This is a genomic window from Streptomyces sp. NPDC003379 (assembly GCF_053589195.1).
Genome location: NZ_JBSFRK010000052.1, coordinates 36,318 through 55,576 on the forward strand (window position 1 = coordinate 36,318; position 19,259 = coordinate 55,576).

Sequence of the window (19,259 nt, forward strand, 5' to 3'; positions counted from 1 at the left end):
GGGCCACGAAGGGGCGCGGGGAAGTGTGTGGCGACCGGTCACAGAGAACTCGCACACTCCACGCGCCCCGGCCACGGTGACACCCGCCGGTCAGTCCTCCGGCAGTTCCACCGGCGCGATCTCGTCGTAGACATCGCCGGGCCCGGGGTTCGTGGCGTCCGTGCCGCCGCCGAAGTGGTTCATCACGCCCCACACCGCGTTCAGCGCGGTCTGGATCGCGCCCTCGGCCCAGCCCGCCGTCCAGGAGATGTCGTCGCCCGCGAGGAAGATGCCCCGCTTGTCCTCGGGCAGCCGGTCCTGCATGAAGTGGGTGAACAGGCGCCGCTGGTAGCGGTAGTGGCCCGGCAGGTTCGCCTTGAAGGCGCCCATGAAGTAGGGCTCGTTCTCCCACGAGACGGTGACCGGGTTGCCGATGATGTGGCTGCGGATGTCGACCTTCGGGTAGATCTCGCCGAGCGACTTGAGCATGACCTCCATGCGCTCGTTCGCCGACAGCGGCAGCCACTTCAGGCTGTCGTCGCACCAGGTGTAGGAGAGGCAGATGACGGCGGGCTTGTCCGGGCCGTCGTCCAGGAGGTAGGTGCCGCGCGTCATGCGGTCGGTGAGCGTCATCGACATGACGTCACGGCCGGTCTCCTCATCCTTGTCCAGCCAGAACGGACGGTCGACGGGCACGAAGAGCTTGCTGGACTCCATGTAGTGGGTCCGCTCCATCGCCGTCCAGTGGTCGATGGGGAAGAGCGAGTCGTCGCACTCGATCTTGGAGAGCAGCATCCACGACTGGGCTGTGAAGATCGCCGCCTGGTAGGTGCGGATGTCGCCGGAGGCGTCGGTGACGGTGACGCGGTTCCCGGCGGTGCGGGCCAGGCGGGTCACGGCGGGCTTGGGCTCGCCGCCCTTGTGCAGCGACTTCAGGGACGTACCGGGCGCCCAGTGCACGATCTTCTGCGGCTCGCGCTCCCACATGCGCAGGGGCAGCTGCTGGCTGCCTCCGACGATGCCGCGGTGGTGGTCGTCGGCCTCGGTGTAGACGACGCGCAGGATCTCCAGGATGGAGTTCGGGAAGTCGGTGTCCCAGCCGCCGGTGCCGAAGCCGACCTGACCGAAGATCTCGCGGTGCCGGAACGACTTGAAGGCCGCGGAGTCGCAGAGGAAGCCGTAGAAGGTCTGGTTGTCGAGCTTCTCGACGAGCTTCGACCAGATCTCGCGGATCTTCGGTACGTCACGCTCGCGCAGGGCGCGGTTCATGTCGGAGAAGTCCGCGCCCTCTTCGAGGCAGTCGGCCCACGCCTTCGCGACATCGCGGTAGACCTGCGGCAGGTCAGCGACGGTCTCGGCGTAGTGCGACTCGCCCTTGAGGTCCACGACCGTCGAGGGGGTCGACTCGGCGAGCGGGTTGGGGAACGCGCTCGTCTTCAGGCCCACCAGGTCGATGTAGTGCTGGAGCGCCGTCGAGGACGGCGGGAAGCGCATCGCGCCCATCTCGGCGGTCAGGTCCGCGTCACAGCCCTCGAACCCGACGGTGCGCAGTCGCCCGCCGATCTGGTCGGCCTCGTAGACGACGGGCTTGAGGCCCATCTTCATCAGTTCGTACGCGGCGACGATGCCGGAGAGGCCGCCGCCGATGACGGCGACCTCGGTGCCGTGCTCGGTCGCGGGTATCTGGCCGAGGCCCGCGGGGTGCGCGAGGTAGTCGTCGTACGCGTAGGGGAAGTCCGGACCGAACATGGTGATCGGCGGCTGGGCGTCGGTGTGCTGGATGGCGGTGGGCACCGTGGACGTCATGGGGTACGGACTCCTTGCACGGAACTGAAAAGGCAGGTGGGGGGTGAGCTCAGACGAGGGACGCGTACAGGCCGGGGCGGCGGTCGCGCAGATAGGGGTTGGCCTCGCGGGACGCGGCCAGGAAGTCCGGGTCGACGTCGCCGACGACCAGCTCGGTGCCGCGGCCGGCGCGGGCGCGGGCCACGCCGTCGGGACCGGCCAGCGTGGAGAGCCCGACGAACTCGAACTCCCCCTCGGGCCCGACCCGGTTGACGTACGCGACGTACATCTGGTTCTCGAAGGCACGCACCGGCACGACGGACTCGGCGACGAACTGGAAGGGGTGCATCTGCGCGGTGGGGACGACCAGGAGGTCGGTGCCGGCGAGGGCGTGCGCGCGGACGTTCTCCGGGAACTCCACGTCGTAGCAGATCATGAGGCCGATGCGTACGCCGCCCAGCTCGGCCTGTACGACGTGCTGCTCACCCGGGGTGAAGGAGTCGCGCTCGAAGCAGCCGAAGAGGTGGGTCTTGCGGTAGTTCGCGAGGCGGGTCCCGTCCGGGCCGATCAGCTGGGAGGAGTTGAAGACGAGGTCGTCCTCGCGCTCCGGGTAGCCGTAGACGACGCCGACCCGGTGGCGGACCGCGATCTCGGCGATCGCCTTCGCGGACGGTCCGTCGGCGGACTCGGCAAGACGGGCCACGTCCTCGCCGATCGCGTACCCGGTGAGGAACAGCTCGGGCGCCACCAGCAGCCCGGCCCCCGCGGCGGCGGCACGGCCCGCCGCCTCGTCGAGTGCCGTGAGGTTCTCGGCGACGGATCCGAGACGCCCGGAACTCTGGAGCAGGGCGGTGCGCAGCGCAGGCATGGCTGATCCTCAAGGCGTACGAAGGGTCGGGTGGGGTCCGTTAGACGGTACGGTCGGGGGCCTCACCGGGACAAGGCACGACCGTTGCGGGCAGCCGCGCGATCCGTTGCGCGTGGCGGGCCCGGGCCGGCGATTTGTTGCGTGGTGTCGTGCACCTCACGTCGCAGACGGTGTCCACCCGTAGGCGCAGGCCCCCGGCGGTCTTCCCCGCCGCGCGGCGGAAGCGGAGTGCCGCCCGTGGCCGGACGTGCCGGATGCCCCTTCCGCGAGAGCGTGATCTCACTCGGAGAGACCGGGTGAACACCTCGCAGACGGAGGACTTCCCATGAGCCGTATGAGCCGTATGAGCGGTATGTGCCGCATCACCACCACCGACCGCACCCTCCACCGCCGACGCGCCCTGGCGGTGGGCGCCGCGCTCCTGATGACCGCGGGGGCGGCGGGCGCGGCCGTCGCTTCCGCCGACGACACGGCGCGCCCCGGCACGTCGGCCGCCGCGTCGCATGCGGCCGCCGACCACGCAGAGAAGCGGGAGGCCGCCGCGCTGACCGGCTCGGCGAAGATGTACCGCAAGACCACGGAGGACGTGACGTTCACCTTCGACGCGCATCTCGCCGCGGAGAACAACGGCGACCCGTCGAAGGCGACCGGCACCTTCCGCTTCGTGCACCTCGACAAGCCGGGCGGCAAGGGCGGCTGGGCGAAGGGCCGCATCGACTGCCTGATGACGGGCGGCAAGGTGGCCACGGCGACCGGCGTCATCACCGACACCAACCTGAAGCAGATCAAGGGCGGCCGGGTCGGTTTCACCGTCCACGACCAGGGCAGGATCGACCGCGTCGGCTACAGCTGGGCGGCGGTGGGCGGCCCCGACAACACCAGGAAACTCCCCAAGTGCACCAGCTCAGCCCCCCACGAGAAGGTCAAGAAGGGCACGGGCGACTTCCACGTGCTCCCGTGGAAGGTCCCGTACCCGACAGCCCAGTAAGGGGCGCGGGGAGCTGCGCGACCAGCCACAACGAGCCCCCAGCGAGGGTCTAAGCCGGGGACCCCGAAGAAAATCTCCGCATCAAGGGCGACAGCACGAGCACGGACTTCGTCCGCTCGACGAACGGCTCCCCGGCGATTCGCTCAAGCACCCGCTCGAAATGCCGCATATCCGCGGCGAACACCTGGACGATCGCGTCCGCGTCCCCCGTAACGGTGGACGCGGACGAGACCTCGGGATACCGCTCAAGACCGCGCTTGATCGCCTCCGGCGAGGTGTTCCGGCGACAGTAGATCTCGATGAACCCCTCGGTCTCCCAGCCGAGCGCCGCCGGGTCCACCCGCACCGTGAAGCCGGTGATGGCCCCCGTCGCCCGCAGCCGGTCCACGCGCCGCTTCACGGCGGGCGCGGAGAGTCCGACCAGCTGGCCGATGTCGGCGTAAGAGCGGCGGGCGTCCTCGGCGAGGGCGTGCACGATGCGTTCGTCGAGATCGTTCAGTCGCACGGGCGGTCGATCACTTTCGGTGGATCACTTCTCTGCGGTGGCCAAGCGGGAGCGGCTCATGCCGTACAGGAAGTAGAACACGAGGCCGACGGCCATCCAGACACCGAACACGACCCAGGTGACGGAGTCGAGGCTGAACATGTTGTACGCGCAGAAGCCGAAGCCGAGCACCGGGAAGAGCCAGCCCAGCGGCACCCGGAAGGTGCGCGGCATGTCCGGACGGGTCCGGCGCAGCACGATGACGGCGATGTTGACGAGGCCGAAGGCGAAGAGCGTGCCGATGCTGGTGGCGTCGACGAGCTTGCCGAGCGGCACGACCGAGGCGAGCGCGCCGCAGAACAGCGAGACGATGACGGTGTTCACGCGGGGCGTGCCCGTCTTCTTGCTGACCCTGCCGAAGACCTTGGGGACGAGGCCGTCGCGGGACATGGCGAACAGGACGCGGGTCTGGCCGTACAGCACCGTCAGGACGACGGAGGCGATGGAGATGACCGCGCCGGCGGCGAGGATCGTGCCCCACACGCTCTGTCCGGTGACGTCGTTCATGATCGCGGCGAGGGTGGCCTCGGAGCCCTCGAAGTCGGTCCAGTTCCAGGCACCGACGGCGACGGCCGCGACCAGGACGTAGAGCGCCGTGACGATGATCAGCGACAGCATGATGGCGCGGGGCAGGTCGCGCTGCGGATTCTTGGCCTCTTCACCGGCGGTGGAGGCGGCGTCGAAGCCGATGTACGAGAAGAAGAGGCTCGCGGCGGCGGCGCTGACGCCGGCCGTGCCGAGCGGCATGAAGTCCGCGTAGTTGCCGGACTTGAAGCCCATGAAGCCGATGGTGCAGAAGAGCACGAGCGCGGCGATCTTCACGATGACCATGATCGTGTTGGCCGTCGCCGACTCCTTGGCGCCGCCGAGCAGGAAGACCATGGCGAGCAGGACGACGATCAGGCCGGGCAGGTTGATGATGGCGCCGTCGACCTCGCCGGGCGCCGCGGAGAGCGCGTCGGGGATGGTGACGCCGATCGTCCCGTCGAGGAGTTCGTTGAGGTATTCGCCCCAGCCGACCGCGACGGCGGCCACGGACACGCCGTACTCCAGGACGAGGCACCAGCCGCAGACCCAGGCGATGAGTTCGCCCATCGTTGCGTACGCGTACGAGTACGAGGAGCCGGCGACCGGTATGGAGCCCGCCAGCTCGGCGTACGAGAGGGCCGAGAAGAGGGCGGTGAGACCGGCGATCACGAAGGAGATGGTGACGGCGGGCCCGGCCTTGGGGACGCTCTCGCCGAGGACGACGAAGATGCCGGTGCCGAGCGTGGCGCCGATGCTGATCATGGTCAGCTGCCACATGCCGAGGGAGCGGCGGAGCGAGCCACCCTCGCCCTGACCACCCTCCGCGACCAGGGCTTCGACCGGCTTGCGGCGCATGAGACGGCGGCCGAGGCCAGGGGCGGCGCCCGGGGGGCTCGGGCGGTTCTGCGGGGGTGCGCCTTGGTCGAGCACGCGCTGGCTCCTTCATCGCTGCCGGTCGGGCGGCGAGGGACCCGTGGCACCCGCGCTAGGAGACGGGAACCACCGAGCAGGCAGTCCCCGCCACACCACGTACAGCGGTTGACTCTAAGGCCGCGCCTTCCCGACCGTAATGCAGCAACCTTGCGCACCGGCGACTGATCATTGCGCGGTTCGGGGTTCGGCGTCGGTTCGTTGCGCGGTCCGTTTCGTCCGTTGCGTTCGGGGGGTCGCAGCGGAACGACGAGGACCCCGGCGGGGTACGCCGAAGGCCCCCGCGGAGATCACCGCGGGGGCCTTCGGCAGGTACGGGGAGCGGCTAGCTCCAGCTGGCGTGCAGGGGCTTGCCCTCCGCGTAGCCGGCGGCGCTCTGGATGCCGACCGTGGCCTTCTCGGCGAACTCCTCCAGGGAGGCCGCACCCGCGTACGTGCAGGAGGAGCGGACGCCCGCGATGATCGAGTCGATCAGGTCCTCGACGCCCGGACGGGTCGGGTCGAGGAACATGCGGGAGGTGGAGATGCCCTCCTCGAAGAGCGCCTTGCGGGCGCGGTCGTACGCGGACTCCTCGGACGTGCGGTTGCGCACCGCGCGGGCGGAGGCCATGCCGAAGGACTCCTTGTACGCGCGGCCCTGGGCGTCGTGCTGGAGGTCGCCCGGGGACTCGTACGTACCGGCGAACCAGGAGCCGATCATGACGTTCGAGGCGCCGGCGGCCAGTGCCATGGCGACGTCACGCGGGTGGCGGACACCGCCGTCGGCCCATACGTGCTTGCCGTACTTCTTCGCCTCGGCGGCGCATTCGAGCACCGCGGAGAACTGCGGGCGGCCGACGCCGGTCATCATGCGCGTGGTGCACATGGCGCCGGGGCCCACGCCGACCTTGATGATGTCGGCGCCCGCCTCGATCAGGTCGCGCACGCCCTCGGCGGCGACGATGTTGCCCGCGACGACGGGAACCTGCGGGTCGAGTCCGCGTACGGCCTTGACCGCGGCGATCATCGACTCCTGGTGGCCGTGCGCGGTGTCCACGACGAGCGTGTCGACGCCCGCGTCGAGCAGCTGCTTGGCCTTGCCCGCCACGTCGCCGTTGATGCCGACGGCGGCGGCGATGCGCAGGCCGCCCTTGGCGTCGACGGCCGGGGTGTAGAGCGTCGCGCGCAGGGCGCCCGTACGGGTGAGGATGCCCGCGAGGCGGCCGTCCTTGTCCACGGCGGGGGCGTACCGGCGGTTGGCGTGGTCCAGCTTGTTGAACGCGTCGCGCGGGTCGATGTCGGCGTCCAGGAGCAGCAGGTCCCTGGACATGACCTCGGAGAGCTGCGTGAACCGGTCGACGCCGCTCAGGTCGGTGTCGGTGACGACGCCCACGGGCTTCTGGTCGGCGTCGACGACGACGCCGGCGTTGTGCGCGCGCTTGGGCAGCAGGGCGAGCGCGTCCGCGACGGTCTGGGTGGGGGCCAGCACGATCGGGGTGTCCAGGACGTGGTGGCGCGTCTTGACCCAGGAGACGACGTCGGTGACGACCTCGATCGGGATGTCCTGGGGGATGACGACCAGGCCGCCGCGGCGGGCGATGGTCTCGGCCATGCGGCGGCCCGCGATGGCGGTCATGTTGGCGACGACCAGCGGGATCGTGGTGCCGGTGCCGTCGGGCGAGGAGAGGTCGACGCCCTGGCGGGAGCCGACGGCGGAGCGCCTCGGGACCATGAAGACGTCGTCGTACGTCAGGTCGTAGGGAACCGGAGGACTCGATACATGCCGACCCGTACCGGGCTCAAGAAAACGCATAAGTCTCACATTTTCACGCGAAACGGCGCAGGTCACTCCCACAAAGGCACAGCAAAACGCCCCCGACCATGTGTGGTCCTCCAAAGAGGTACGGGGGCTGATGCACAGGACAGTGGGCCTGCCTTACGACGAAAGGTTACCCGAGGTCGAACAGATCGGCGAGCCGACACCGGCCTCGGGGCCACGGGCCGACCCCGGCACCACGGGCCGGGCCGGACCGGCGGGGCTCCCCGCTCGCCGCACCCGTCTCCGCGAGGCCGGAATACGGCCCCCCGCGGGCGTCGCCAACCCCACTGCGGGAGAACCGAGTTGGGTTATCCAGGTTTACAACTGGAAGAGTCCGGAGTCACATTGACAGCGGCGATCACGGAAGCCTACGCTCGCGCTTGAACAACGGTAAAGTAACGCAGCTTTGGGAGATGTCCGGCCCTGCCCAGCCGTTTACGGAGGTCCTGGTCGATGAAGGGCATAGTTCTGGCCGGGGGAAGTGGCACCCGGCTCTACCCGCTGACGTATGCCATATCCAAGCAGATACTTCCGGTCTACAACAAACCGTTGATCTACTATCCGCTCTCGGCCCTGATGCTGGGTGGGATACGGGACATTCTGATCATTTCCTCGCCCCGTCATCTGGGCACGTTCCGTGACCTCCTCGGGGACGGCAGTCAGCTCGGCCTGAACATCGAGTACGCCGAGCAGACCGAGCCCAACGGAATCGCCGAGGCATTCGTCATCGGCGCGGAATTCATCGACAACGACCCGGTGACGCTGATCCTGGGCGACAACATCTTCCACGGCCCCGGATTCGGCAGGCTGCTCCAGGCCGAGATGCGGGACCTCGACGGCTGTGTGCTGTTCGGCTACTCCGTCGGGGATCCCGAGCGCTATGGCATAGGCGAGGTGGACGGCGACGGACGACTGGTCTCCCTGGAGGAGAAACCGGCGTTACCCAAGTCCAATATGGCCATCACGGGCCTGTATGTGTACGACAACGACGTCGTGGACGTGGCCAAGAACGTCCGGCCGTCGCACCGCGGCGAGCTGGAGATCACCGACGTGAATCGCGTCTACCTGCAGCAGGACCGGGCCAGGATGGTCAACCTCGGGCGCGGGTTCGCCTGGCTGGACACCGGGACCCACGACTCGCTCCTACAGGCCTCGCAGTTCGTGCAGACGCTGGAGCAGCGTCAGGGAGTACGGATAGCGTGCCTGGAGGAGATTTCTTTCCGTATGGGATTCATCGACGCCGCGGCCTGTCATGAGCTGGGCAGTCAACTGGGCAAGACTGATTACGGGAAGTATCTGATGGAGATTTCCCACCAAGGCTGAAGGGTGTCCAGTGCGCATTGTTGTCACCGGAGGTGCCGGCTTCATCGGCTCGCATTTTGTCCGGCAGACGGTACAGGACGAGTATCCGGCTCTCGCGGGAGCCGAGGTGACGGTCGTCGACAAACTCACGTATGCGGGCAGAAGAGAGAACCTCGCGCCGGTCTCCGGCAGTCCGCGGCTCCGTTTCGTCGAGGGCGACATCTGTGACACGGAGCTGATGCGCGACACGCTGCGCGGCGCCGAACTCGTCGTGCATTTCGCCGCCGAGTCACACGTCGACCGCTCCATTGCCGGAGCCGGTGAATTCGTACGGACCAATGTGCTCGGGACACAGACGCTGCTGACCGCCGCGCTGGAGTCGGATGTCGGTAAATTCGTCCATGTGTCGACCGATGAGGTGTACGGCTCGCTGGATGCCGACGGCACGCCGTGGACGGAAGAGGAACCCCTCTCTCCCAATTCCCCCTATGCGGCTTCGAAGGCTTCCGCGGATCTCCTGGTCCTTGCCTTTCACCGCACCCACGGACTGCCGGTCTGCGTCACCCGCGGGTCCAACACCTACGGCCCTTACCAATACCCGGAGAAGATTGTCCCGCTGTTCGTCTCCAACCTGCTGGCCGGCCGGAAGGTCCCGCTGTACGGGGACGGCGCGAATGTCAGGGACTGGCTGCATGTCGACGACCACTGCCGTGGTGTCGCGCTGGTGGCGGAGGGCGGAGAGCCCGGCGAGGTCTACAACGTGGGCGGTGGTACGGAGTTGACCAACCGCGCGCTGACCGAGCGGCTGCTCGGACTGCTCGGCGAGGACGCGTCGATGGTGGAGCGGGTCGCCGACCGCAAGGGGCACGACCGGCGGTACGCGATGGACATCTCCAAGATCTCCGGCGCCCTGGGCTACAAGCCCGCGGTGCCGTTCGAGGAGGGGCTCGCGGCGACGGTCGACTGGTACCGGCAGCACCATGGGCTCTGGAGCGGCGGCGGCGCGTAGCGCTCCCCGAGGCGGGTGGGCGGGCGGTGCCGGGCCATGGCCTTACGGCTGTGGCCCGGCACCGCCTTCGCGTCCATCGGGTCCCGTCAGTTCGGCAGGCGGGCTCCGGTGGTGACGCCGGTGCCGGTGGCCTCAAGGACCCGGTCGCACGGCGGGAGTTGAGCGCCGACGCCCGCGATCAGCCAGCAGGCGCGGTCCCGGGTGAGCGTGGTGAACAGGGCGGCCAGCCGCGGGTCGGCGCCGAACGGGTCGGTACCGGCGGTCGCGTCGACGACCACCAGCGAAGGATCGCCGCGCAGCGCACGCAGCAGCGCGAGCCGCCAGCGGTCCCGCTCGGACAGCGCGGCGGCGGCGTCGGTCTCCTCCGCCACCGCGGCACGCAGCCGGTCGAGGCCGTCCCGTACGCCGGGGCGCTCCGCCAGCTCCTCGGGGAAGGAGTCGAGCAGCCGGGCCGCCTCCTCGCGGGTGAGGCCCGGGGCCGCCGGGGAGACCCGGGCGATGTGCCGCTCGACGACCGCCGGGGCGAGGGTGGCGACGTCCACACCGCCGACGCGCACCTGCCCGGACGTGGGCGTGACATCGCCGGTCAGCAGGTCGCCGAGGAGCAGCCGGGTGCCGTCGGGGGCACCGACGAGCGCCGTGGTGGTGCCGTCCGGGAGCTCGAACGAGACCTGGTCGATCACCGCCGTGCCCTCGACGTGCAGGCTGACGCCGTCGAAGGTGATGTCGGTGCGTCCGGGCCAGTCGGCGGTGGACGCTTCGGATGCTTCGTACGCGCCGGACGCGTCGGTGCCGAGCAGTTTGCCGATGATGGCCATCACTGCGCGCGCGTTCATGATGGTGCTGGTCAGCAGGACCGCCTCCATCATGGGCCGGTAGGTGAGTACCGACAGCACGATCAGCGCGACACCCTTGGTCGCCGAGAGGCCGTCGCCGGAGGCCAGCGCGGCACAGACGCCGACGGCGGCGCAGGCGGCGAGTTCGACCACCCGCCACAGGAGCACCTCGCCGGTGGCGGGCAGCGCATGGCCGCCGTGGCCGCCGGAGTGCGGGGCGCCCGGCTGTTCGTAGGTCCGGCGGAGCCACTCCGCCCCGTCGGCCTCCTCGCGCCGGGCGAGCAGGCGGGCCACGAGCAGGGAACTGAGCGCGAGCACGAGCAGCCCCGCGGCCAGCGTCAGCGCGACGCGCACGTCGAAGAACGCGCTGATGACGATCACGGTCAGCGGCGTGGCGACGGCCGCGACCGCCGGGCGCAGCACGTGTGCGGGCAGTCCCATCAGGACGACGACCGCGGTGCCGTCGAGCGCGGCGAGCCGGTCGGAGTGGCCCGCGCCGAGCGCGCGGTTGGGCAGCTTCTCCGTCCGCTCGGCGACCGCCCTGTGCAGGGTGGTCACCAGCTCGGCGCCCAGGTCGTTGCCCATGGGCACGCTGCGGTAGTGCAGCACCGCGTACACCAGGCCGATGGCCGCGAGCACGGCGATCCACGTCCACGGCACCGCCGCGTCCGGGGTGAGCAGGTCCTCGGTGATGGGCACCACCAGGGCGAAGGCGATGCCCTGGGTGACGGCGCCGAGCAGCAGGAACAGACAGAGCGACCGCACTGCCCGGACCCCGGTGGCCTGGAGAAAGTGAGCGAGTACGAGTCTCATCGAGACACCTCCTGAGACACTGCGGACGCTGTGGTCCCCGCGGACCTTGCGGGTGCCGTGGTCAGGGGAGCGGACCCCGCCGGGTCGAGCAGACCGGCGTACGGACTGCCGGGACCGGCCAGCTCCCCGTGGCCGCCGGACGCGACCACCTGGCCTCCCTCGGTCACCACGAGCCGCCCCTCGGTGACCGCGGGCGGCCCGGTGGCGACGACCACCACCACGGCCCGCTCCCGCAGTTCGGCGATCGCCGCCCTGAGGGTGCCCGGGTCGCCCGGGAAGGCGCGCTGGTCCAGCAGGACGACCTCAACGTCTCCGCGGTCGGCGGCGAGCAGCCGGGCGAGCGCGAGGCGTTGGATCTCCGGGTAGGACCGCGGGGCCTCGGTGCCGACGACCGCGTGGTAGCCGCGCGGCAGCGCGGCGATCGACTCGTGGCAGCCGGCGGTGCGCGCGGCGCGCTCGGCCTCCTTGGCGTCGCCGTCGGCGCGGTCGGCGGTGATGTACGCGCCGATGGGGTCGATGACGACCGCCGGGTCGGCCTCCACAGCGGCGAACCGCTCCGCGGGGGTGTCAGCCGTGATCCGGTCGATGACGGCGTCGGCGCCCGCGTCGCTGGTGGCGACGACGGTCAGCACGCCGCCCCGCTCGGGCAGCTCCAGCGCGGGGGCCGGGTCTGCGGTCCGCTCCGACGCGGCGTTCGGCTCCGGCTCGGCGTTCCGCCCCGGACCGTTCGGCCTCGGCTCGGCGTTCGGCCCCGGCTCGGCGTTCCGCCCCGGCTCGGCGTTCCGCCCCGGACCGGCGTTCGGCCTCGGCTCGGCGTTCGGCCCCGGCTCGGCGTTCCGCCCCGGACCGGCGTTCCGCCCCGGACCGGCGTTCGGCCCCGGCGCGGCGTTCCGCCCCGGACCGGCGTTCGGCTCCGGCGTGCGGTTCCGCTCCGGCGCGGCGTTCGGCTCCGCGTGCGCGGAGCCCTTGGCGTGCGCGACAGCCTTGGCGTCCGCGTCGATCTCCCCGCCCACGTCGGCCTTCGCGTCTGCGGTGCCCTGGGCGTGCGCGCCGCCCTGGGCGTCCAGGTGGGCCTTCCCGTGCGCGGAACGCTGGGCGTCCGCGTAGGCCTTCCCGTGCGCGGCACCATGCCCGTGCGTGGCGGCCTTCCCGTCCTCGGCGCCCTGGGCGTGCGCGCCGCCCTGGGCGTCCAGGTGGGCCTTCCCGTGCGCGGAACGCTGGGCGTCCGCGTAGGCCTTCCCGGGCGCGGCACCATGCCCGTGCGTGGCGGCCTTCCCGTCCTCGGCGCCCTGGGCGTCCAGGTGGGCCTTCGCGTCTGCGGTGCCCTTCCCGTTGCCGTCGGCGGCAGCACGTGTCGACGTCTCCGGTCCGGCCGGGGCGGTGCTCGCGGAGGTGAACTGGGTCAGGCGGGTCGCGGCCTTCTTGCCCTCTCCGACCTCTTCCAGGAAGTAGGTGATGGCCAGTAGGGGCGCGGCAAGACCCGCGCCGAGGAGTAGGAACGGTACGAGGTCGGCGGGCGTGAGTCGGTCCGAGCGGATCAGCAGCGCTCCCCCGCACAGCACGAAGATGAGCACGGTCAGCGGCGAGAAGGCGATCTCGGCGAGGGCCCGGCCGCCGAGCAGCGAGCCGATGCGGACGCGGAAGAACTCGCTGAACTCGTCGGTGACGTCCGCCAGCCGGCGGGCGGAGTCCCGGGTGGCGGCGGCGGTGTGGGCCCGGGTGCCCGTCGGATTGACGCGCCGGTGGAGGTCGATGGTGGGCCGCACCGCGTCGATGCCGCCGATGCTCGCCGCGTAGTCGGTGGCCATCTCGCGGAAGAAGCGGGCGGAGATGACGCCGAAGACGGCGAAGCCCAGCAGGATGGGGGCCAGCGTGATGAGCGCCATCAGCCAGTCGACCCAGAACAGATAGCCGATCGACAGGACGAACACCAGCGCGGCCGCGATGAGTTCCGAGCCCGCTCTGCCCACCATCACGCCGACGGAGGCGATGTCACGGCCCAGGGTGGTGCCGTGCTCCTGCCAGGCGGCGTGCAGCGGGCGGGCCGCGCGGGCGCCGCGCAGCCTGCCGGTGACCGCGAGGAGCAGGGCCCGCTGCGTGCGCGCCCCCGCTTCCTTGCTCAGTACGCGTCCCACGAGCTGCGCGGCGAACCCGGCGACCGCCGCGGCGGCGACGACGAGCACAAGACGCCCGAGCCGCCCGCCGTCGGGGTCACCGGCGAGCAGCTCCCTGCACACCTCGATGACGGCGATGACGGGCCCGACGGTGGCCACCGCGCCGGCCGCTTCGAGCACGAGCGCCGTACGGGCGCGCCAGGCGATTCCATTGGTCCCGGCGGTGTTGGTGGTGTCGGTGGTGTCGCTCATCGCTTGGTGACCAGGAAGTCGCCGAGGACCAGGTAGTCGATGTCGGTACCGAGGAAGCACTCGATCGCGTCCTTCGGGGAGCACACGACCGGCTCGCCCGCCACGTTGAAGGAGGTGTTGACCAGGCACGGCACATCGGTGAGCGCGGTGAACTCGCGCAGCAGCCGGGCCAGTCGCGGGTTGCTCTCGTCGGTGACGGTCTGGATGCGCGAGGTGGCGTCGACGTGTGTGGCGGCCGCGATGGTGTCGGTGTACTCGGGCTTCACGGGGAACACGAAGGTCATGTACGGCGAGCGTTCCTTCTTGCCCATCTCGAAGACCTGCGGTGCGTTCTCCTCCAGGACGATGGGGGCGAACGGGCGGAACGGCTCGCGGTGCTTGACGCGGGTGTTGATGATGTCCTTCATGTCCGCGTGGGACGGGTTGGCCAGGATGCTGCGGTTGCCGAGGGCGCGCGGTCCGTACTCGGTGCGGCCCTGGAACCAGCCGATGACCGTCTTGCCGCTGAGCAGTTCGGCGGTCTTCGTCACGATCGCGCCGTCGGGCACCTCTTCCCAGGCGACGCGGTCGGCGTAGGTGTCCAGGGTGGTGCGGATCTCCTCGGTGGCGTACTCCGGGCCGAGGTAGGGCGACTTCGTGGGCACGAGCGCGACGTTCTTCTCACGGGCGACGTGTGCCGCCGCGCCGATGGACACCCCGGGGTCGCTGGCGCCGAAGCTGACCTCGGCGCGCTCGAAGGGCAGTTCCTCCAGGAGCTTGGTGTTGTTGACGCAGTTGAGCGCCACACCACCCTCGTAGATGAGGTCGCGCAGGTCGGTGGCGTCGGCCAGGGCGCGCAGCTGGTGGGCGGTGACCACTTCGAGCATCTGCTGGGCCGCGCTCGCGACGCGGACCTGGAAGTCGAAGTCGTTGCGGTTGCCGTCGTCGCCGCCGAAGATCTCGTCGAAGAGGCCGAGGTAGGCGCGGGGGCCGCGCGGGTCGTTGGCCAGGGCCAGCGAGTAGCGTCCGGGCGCGTCCAGGCTGACGACGTCGCTCAGGAACGGGTTCTTCTCTGGCGGCTCGCCGAAGCCGCCCAGACCCATCACCTTGTACTCGTCGTTGTTCGGGGTGAATCCGAGGTAGCGGGTGACCTCGGCGAAGAGCTGCGCGATGGAGTTCGCGGAGTCGATGGTGAACTCGTCGAAGACCTTGACCTGGCCGTCGCGGATCTCGCCCATGATGGCGCTGTCCTGCTCGGCCTGGCCGTCGCTGATGAAGAAGGCGGCGTCGCCGAAGCCCGCGAAGGTGCGGCCGCAGGCGAGGTGGGCCCGGTGGTGCGGGACGGTGGTGAGCTTCTCCTCGGGCAGGGCGTACCCGGTGTTGCGTACGAAGTCCTCAAGGATCGCGGTCTTGCTGAAGGCACCGGTGTAGAGCTCTCCGAAGCCGGAGATCGCCTGGAACTTGTACTCGGGAGGTAGGGGCGCGCTCGCGATCCGGGAAATGGCGGAGTCGGCGAACTCCGTGCTGAACTGCCAGCCGAACGCGTAGTGGTCGACGTCCGCGTAGTCGAGCCCCGCCTGGTCCAGGCACCAGCGCATGGCGTTGGCCGGGAAGGCGGTGGTTTTCTTCTGCCGGTTCATCCGCTCTTCCTCGACGGCGGCGACCAGCTTGCCGTCGATGAACAGGGCCGCGGCCGCGTCGTGTCCGAGGAAACTGTGCCGGTCGACGCTGTCCTGGGTGTAGCCGTAGAGCTTGCCGAAGAGTTCGGCGACGCGGGAGAAGCCGTTGTAGCCAAGGATTATCACTGAGTTGTCTCCTCCGGAGCACGGATCTGTGTGAGCGGGTCGTACGAGCGCGGGTCGTGTGAGCGCGGGGTCAGATGTCCCGTTCCGCCAGCCAGCCGCGGATCGTGGCGGTGGTCGCGGCGATGTTGTCCTCCATGATCGTGAAGTGGTCGCCGGGGGTGGTGACCAGCGTGTGGGGGAAGGACCAGGACGCCCGCCAGCCGTCGCCTTCGTGGTTGTCGGCCTGGTGCGGCAGGGGGTCCTCCGCGCGCAGGAAGAGCGTCGGCGTCACGGTCGGCGCGATCGCGCACTCGTCCATCAGCGTGTGGTAGTGGCCCATCGCGCTGAGCCGTACGCCGCTCAACGCGCCGCGGCCGAAGAGGTGTTCGCGGGCGAAGAGGGCGTCCATCATGGCGCGGCTCAGCTCGGCGGAGAACTGGGTGCCTGCCTGGAAGGTGTCCAGGATGACGGTGGCGGCCGGGGAGAGCCCCGCCTGTTCCGCCCGTGCGGTCAGCGCGTGGCCGATCAGTCCGCCCGCGGAGTGCCCGAGCAGCACGTACGGCCGGGAGCCGAGGGCCGAGCGGACCGCGGCGAGCTGGAGTTCGAGGAAGGCGTCGAACGTCCCGGGCACCGGCTCCCCCTCCTCGAAGCCGGGGTTGACCAGCACCAGCACGTCCCGCTCGCCCTGGACGCGCTGGGCGAGACCGACGTACTGGAGCGGTCCGGCGGTCGCGGTGATGGCCGGGACGCAGACGAGTGCGGCCAGGTTCTCGTCGCCCTTGGCGAGGCGGACCGGTTCCCGTACGTGGTCGGCCGCGCTCTCGGCGCCGAAGGAGGCGCGGAGCCGGCCGGCGGCCTGGATGAGGTCCATGCCGGCCGAGCCCGCCTTGCCCAGGGCGTGGGACTGGCGGTAGAGGGCCTCCAGGCTGTCGAAGGGCGAGGCGGGGGCGGCGGCGCCCGGGCCGGCCGTGCGGGCCTCCCCCGGCTCCGGTGCGGTGCCCACGAGGCCGATCAGGTGCTCGGCGAGCAGGGCCGTCGTCGGGTGCTCGAACAGTGCGGCGGCCGGGAGCTCCAGGCGCAGCAGGGAGCCGAGCCGGGAGCGCATGTCGATGCCCGCCATCGAGTCGACGCCGAGGTCCAGGAACTCGGCGTCCACGTCGATGGCTTCGGCGCCGCCGTGCCCCAGGACCTCGGCGAGCTCGGTGCGGATGTAGTCCTCCAGCAGCCGGGCCCGCTTGTCCGGCTCGGCGCCGAGGACCCGGGCGACGGCGTCCTGCGCGGACTTCGCGGGCTGCGCGGGGCGGCCTGGACGGGCGGGCCGGGGCGCGGGGCGTTCCTGACTCCGGGAGGCGTCGGGGACGCGCCGGAAGTCGGCGGTGGACACCGCACGCAGGGTCAGCCTGCGCACCTCGGCCACGGGCCGTCCGGTGGTGTCGGCGAGATACAGAGACACGACTCGCCGCCCGACGCCGACCGACGGGGCCTCGCCGTGGCCGACCTCGCCCCGGCCGGCTCCATCGCGGCCGGACCCGTCGCGGCCGATCCCGTCCTGGTCCGCGAAGGACAGCCGTACCCGTAGGCTCGTAATGTCGCCCGTGTCGAGTACGCGTACGTCTTCCATGTCGGCCGGGAGCCATACCCTTGCGCCGGCCGTGTCCTCGGGCCGCGTGTCGGCAATGGCGTGCAGCGTGGCGTCGAGCAGGGCCGGGTGCGGGCCCTCGAAGCCGTGGGGCGTGGTGGCCGTCTCCTCGGGCAGCGTCACCTCGGCGAGGATGTCGGTGCCGCTGCGCCAGGCGGCGCGCAGGGCGCGGAACGCGGGCCCGTAGGCATGGCCCTGCTTCTCCAATGCCGCGTAGAGATCCGCGGGTTCCAGTGCCTCGGCGCCGGGCGGCGGCCAGGTGCCGGCCAGTGGGCGGAAGCCCTCGGGTTCCACGAGGTTCCCGAGGGGCGGCTCGACGACGGCGCGGGCGTGGCAGGTCCACTCCCCCGCGGCCGCGCCGGAGGTGGGCTCCGGCTCGGGCCTGGAGTGGACGGTCAGGCTGCGGCGCCCCTCCTCGTCGGGCGGGCCGGCCTGGACCTGGACGTGCGAGGCCACGTGCGCGTCCAGTACCAGCGGCGCTTCCAGGGCGAGCCGGGATACCTGCGGGCAGCCGAGCCGGCGCCCCGCGTACAGCGCCCAGTCGAGCAGGACGCTGCCGGGCAGCAGGACGGTGTCCGCGACCGCATGGTCCGCGAGCCAGGGCGCGGTGGCCTGGGAGAGCCTGCCGGTGAGCAGGGCCGTGCCGCTCTCCGCGAGCTCGACCGCACCGGCCAGCAGCGGGTGGTCCGCCGCCGTGAGCCCCACGGTGCCCGCGTCACCGGCGGGGGCGGGCGCCTCCAGCCAGTAGCGCTGCCGTTGGAAGGCGTACGTGGGTACGTCGACGGGGCGCGTCGGCAGGTCAAGGAGCGCCGCCCAGTCGACGGTGCCGCCGCGTGCCCACAGCGCGGCGGCCGTGCGCAGCAGCGCGGGCCGCGCCTCGTGGCCGGGCCGCAGCGTGCTGGTCACCAGGATGTCCCGCCCGGTGGCCGCGGCCTGATCCACGGCGGCGGCGACGGCGGTCGACGGACAGCCGCCGGGGCCCACCTCTACGAACGCCTCCACGCCGTCGTCCAGCAGCGCCTTCACAGCGGCGTCCGGCCGCACCGGCTCGCGCAGGGTCCGGTACCAGTGCTCGGCGTCCACGTCGGCGGGGGTGAGCCGCGAGCCCGTGACGGCCGAGTACATACGTACGCGCCCGTTGCCCGCGTCGACCTGGGCCGCCAACGCCAGCAACTCCTCGCGCAGGGACTCCACGGGCGGAGTGTGCGGAGTGTGCGGAGTGCGCGGAGTGTTCGGAGCGTTCGTCTCGGCGTCCGCGAGCAGTCGGCCCTGGCCTGCGGCCAGCCGCGCGCCGTCGGCGAGGGGCAGGATTCCGGCGGCGCAGGCCGCGGCGATCTCGCCGCCGCCGAGGCCGACGACGGCGGCCGGGGTGACACCGGCGGCCGACCACACCTCGGCGAGGGACACCGTCACCGCCCACAGCGCGGGGCGGCCGACGTCCGCGCTCCGGAGCCGTCCCGGTTCGTCGCGCAGGACGTCGAGGAGGGCGAAGTCGGTGTGCGGGGCGAGGGCCGCGGCGCACTCGGCCATGGAGGAGGCGAACACGGGGGAGGACGCGAGCAGCTCGTTCGCCGCCTCGGCCCAGCCGTCCGACTCCTCGGGGAAGACGAACGCGACCTTGAGCGCCGAGCGTGCCACGCCGCGCTCGATGGAGTCGCCGGGGGCATCCCCGCCGGCGGCCAGTGTGTCGAGGAGCGCCGCGAATCCTTCGGTGTCCTCGGCGAGGACCACCGCGCGGTGTTCGAACGCCGTACGCGTGGTGGCCAGTGCCACCGCCGTCCCGGCCACGTCCGTGACCTGCGTAGCAGCGTGCTCCCGCAGCCGGGCCGCCTGATCGCGCAACGCGGCGGGCGACTTGGCCGACACCAACCACGGCAGTACGCCGACGCAGCCCTGCCCCTTGGGGCTGTCCTGCACCTCCTGCGGAGCCTGCTCCAGAATCACGTGCGCGTTCGTGCCACTGATCCCGAACGAAGACACCCCCGCACGCCGCAGCCCCTCCCCCGGCCACGCACACCGCTCCCTCGCCAACTCCACCGCACCCGACGACCAGTCCACATGACTGCTCGGCTCATCCACATGCAACGTCGGCGGCACCACACCATGCCGCA

At 71.1% G+C, this 19,259-nt stretch carries 12 protein-coding genes; 3 read left to right on the forward strand and 9 right to left on the reverse strand.

Annotation, left to right across the window (positions count from 1 at the left end; all coding sequences use genetic code 11):
* Positions 1–90: 90 nt before the first annotated feature.
* Positions 91–1,785, reverse strand: coding sequence for a flavin monoamine oxidase family protein (locus tag ACWDVB_RS34335; RefSeq protein WP_451518567.1), 1,695 nt, complete (start codon positions 1,783–1,785; stop codon positions 91–93).
* 49 nt (positions 1,786–1,834) lie between these two features.
* The gene (locus ACWDVB_RS34340) at positions 1,835–2,632 is read right to left on the reverse strand and encodes a carbon-nitrogen hydrolase family protein (RefSeq protein ID WP_451518568.1); all 798 of its coding nucleotides are present in this window, start codon (positions 2,630–2,632) and stop codon (positions 1,835–1,837) included.
* A gap of 334 nt (positions 2,633–2,966) precedes the next feature.
* Here ACWDVB_RS34340 and ACWDVB_RS34345 point away from each other — a divergent pair, with 334 nt between their 5' ends.
* Positions 2,967–3,620: a Repetin gene (locus tag ACWDVB_RS34345; protein ID WP_451518581.1), complete on the forward strand. Its 654-nt coding sequence runs from the start codon at positions 2,967–2,969 to the stop codon at positions 3,618–3,620.
* Positions 3,621–3,669: 49 nt separating this feature from the next.
* Here ACWDVB_RS34345 and ACWDVB_RS34350 read toward each other — a convergent pair whose 3' ends face one another.
* The 3 genes from ACWDVB_RS34350 to ACWDVB_RS34360 form a co-directional block, all read right to left on the reverse strand.
* Positions 3,670–4,125: an Lrp/AsnC family transcriptional regulator gene (locus tag ACWDVB_RS34350; RefSeq protein ID WP_451518569.1), complete on the reverse strand. Its 456-nt coding sequence runs from the start codon at positions 4,123–4,125 to the stop codon at positions 3,670–3,672.
* Positions 4,126–4,149: 24 nt separating this feature from the next.
* On the reverse strand, positions 4,150–5,622 hold the full coding sequence (locus tag ACWDVB_RS34355; RefSeq protein WP_451518570.1) for an amino acid permease: 1,473 nt from the start codon (positions 5,620–5,622) through the stop codon (positions 4,150–4,152).
* 325 nt (positions 5,623–5,947) lie between these two features.
* A complete protein-coding gene (locus ACWDVB_RS34360; protein ID WP_451518571.1) occupies positions 5,948–7,414 on the reverse strand; it encodes a GuaB1 family IMP dehydrogenase-related protein in 1,467 nt (488 codons plus the stop codon).
* Positions 7,415–7,873: 459 nt separating this feature from the next.
* Here ACWDVB_RS34360 and rfbA point away from each other — a divergent pair, with 459 nt between their 5' ends.
* Both rfbA and rfbB read left to right on the forward strand, forming a co-directional pair.
* Complete coding sequence (rfbA, locus tag ACWDVB_RS34365) at positions 7,874–8,743, forward strand: glucose-1-phosphate thymidylyltransferase RfbA (RefSeq protein ID WP_451518572.1); 870 nt, start codon at positions 7,874–7,876, stop codon at positions 8,741–8,743.
* A gap of 10 nt (positions 8,744–8,753) precedes the next feature.
* Positions 8,754–9,731 carry a dTDP-glucose 4,6-dehydratase gene (gene rfbB / locus ACWDVB_RS34370; RefSeq protein WP_451518573.1) on the forward strand — a complete coding sequence of 326 codons (978 nt, stop codon included), beginning with the start codon at positions 8,754–8,756 and terminating at the stop codon, positions 9,729–9,731.
* Between the two features lie 86 nt (positions 9,732–9,817).
* On the opposite strand, the gene ACWDVB_RS34375 is transcribed toward rfbB, so the two are convergent.
* The 4 genes from ACWDVB_RS34375 to ACWDVB_RS34390 form a co-directional block, all read right to left on the reverse strand.
* The gene (locus ACWDVB_RS34375; protein ID WP_451518574.1) at positions 9,818–11,380 is read right to left on the reverse strand and encodes a hypothetical protein; all 1,563 of its coding nucleotides are present in this window, start codon (positions 11,378–11,380) and stop codon (positions 9,818–9,820) included.
* Positions 11,377–13,746, reverse strand: coding sequence for a hypothetical protein (locus ACWDVB_RS34380; protein WP_451518575.1), 2,370 nt, complete (start codon positions 13,744–13,746; stop codon positions 11,377–11,379). The genes ACWDVB_RS34375 and ACWDVB_RS34380 overlap by 4 nt, the downstream gene beginning before the upstream one ends.
* Positions 13,743–15,530, reverse strand: coding sequence for a carbamoyltransferase family protein (locus ACWDVB_RS34385; RefSeq protein WP_451518576.1), 1,788 nt, complete (start codon positions 15,528–15,530; stop codon positions 13,743–13,745). Before ACWDVB_RS34385 ends, ACWDVB_RS34380 begins: the two co-directional genes overlap by 4 nt.
* Positions 15,531–15,600: 70 nt before the next feature.
* On the reverse strand, positions 15,601–19,248 hold the full coding sequence (locus ACWDVB_RS34390; RefSeq protein WP_451518582.1) for an alpha/beta fold hydrolase: 3,648 nt from the start codon (positions 19,246–19,248) through the stop codon (positions 15,601–15,603).
* Positions 19,249–19,259: the final 11 nt, after the last annotated feature.